The sequence below is a fragment of the Sphingorhabdus sp. genome, assembly GCF_040079335.1.
GTDB lineage: Bacteria > Pseudomonadota > Alphaproteobacteria > Sphingomonadales > Sphingomonadaceae > Sphingorhabdus_B.
This window is the reverse complement of the sequence record NZ_JBEBKL010000147.1, coordinates 1-1,505: the sequence shown is the minus strand read 5'-3', so window position 1 is coordinate 1,505 and position 1,505 is coordinate 1. Positions and strand designations below refer to the sequence as shown.

Sequence of the window (1,505 nt, the reverse complement as noted above, 5' to 3'; positions counted from 1 at the left end):
CATGCCGCCTGCAATCGCCACCGCGCGAGCGCCAGCGCCCCAAAATGTATCAACACGGTTCGCGCCGCGAATGGCACCGCCAGTATCCTGCGCAATCCAAAGCCCATTGGGTTCGGCACGGTCCATCGACAGCCACACAGGTGCGCCCAGCGGAATGAACTTGGGGTCCGCCGCAACGCTCGATTCGGCGATCACAGTATAGCCCATCGCCCCATTCGGGCCGGTGGGGTTCTCGCGAAAGAACACAAAGCTTTTGTTTTCGCGCATAATGTTGCGCCCCTCATCGGGGTTCGCGCGCAGATAGCGGTATAGACCTTGCATCGATCCATCGGTAATCAGCCCGCGATCCTTCATCAGCTTACCAATGCCAGTATAAGGATGCCCGTTCTGGCTGTCATAGCCGATGCGCATCACCGAACCATCGGTTAATCGCAGCATTCCCGAACCCTGAATTTGCAGGAAGAAGAACTCGACCGGGTCCTTGGCCCAGGCGATTTCCAATCCGCGATTGGCAAGCTTGCCCTCTTCAATCGCGGTGCGATCGGCATACATCACCAGATTGCCGCTTTTTACTTCGCCGCGAATTTTGCGACCTTTCAAATCACTGCCAAAATTGCCGAGGTCAACCTCGACCAGTTCTGGCGGGCGTTTATAGATCGGGGTTTCATAGCCGGGCTGTTTGGTGCGCGAGGCGGCGATTTCGGGCTCGTAATAGCCGGTCGCAAAGGCTTTCCCGTCGCCGATTTGTACCGCATCCATATAGCTTGCAAAAAATGACAGGCCATCACCGGTCCAAGTCTTGACCGCGTCACAGGCCGGTTGCCAATCACCCTTTTGCGTCAAGCCCGAGAGGTCGTCGCGCCGGACAAGGCCGGGGCAGCTGGTGCGAAAAGCCGCCATCGCCGCGTCGGCATCGGCCTTCACCGCTGGCAACGCGCCTATCTGCGGACCAAGGACCACGCCCAGCGAAGCGGCGTTGCTGCCATCGCCGACAGGTACTGCGCCGGGCAATGGCGCGGTGGCTTTTGACGGGATCGGCACAGCGGCTTTGTCATTATGCTGCGCAGGGAGGGTGTCACCAGCAGTGGTCGGACCACCCGACGGGATGATCCCGCTGGAACAAGCGGAGAGCAGCAAAGACGCTGGAGCGAATAGGGCAAGGGCACATTTCATGCCCCAGCGTGAATCAGACCTCGTCGGTCTCGTCAAGCTTCCAATTGCGATCAGCGCTTTTCAGATCGCGGAAGAATGTCCACACATCATGCGATTCCACCGCATCATTCATCGTGCCACCGATGATCGCACCATCAGTATTTTTCATCAACGAAGCGATATCAGCATCGAAACGGACAGTAATCCGCGCGACGGGATGCTCATAGGACGCATCGACAATCCGCGCTTCTTCGATCCGCACCAAACGGTTGTCCAAAACCTCACCGCGTGCATCGCGTGCATCAATCGCTTCGGAAAAACTGTCATAGACATCATCGTCGCACAGGAACCGA

General features: G+C 57.9%; 2 protein-coding genes. Both read right to left on the bottom strand.

Annotated features, from left to right (window positions below; all coding sequences use genetic code 11):
• Window positions 1-1,173: murein transglycosylase A (locus tag ABL922_RS14995; protein ID WP_349025007.1), on the bottom strand; the 1,173-nt coding region annotated here is incomplete at its 3' end.
• Between the two features lie 13 nt (window positions 1,174-1,186).
• Window positions 1,187-1,505, bottom strand: a 319-nt coding sequence (locus ABL922_RS14990; RefSeq protein WP_349025006.1) for a Tim44/TimA family putative adaptor protein, incomplete at its 5' end; no start/stop codon positions are given.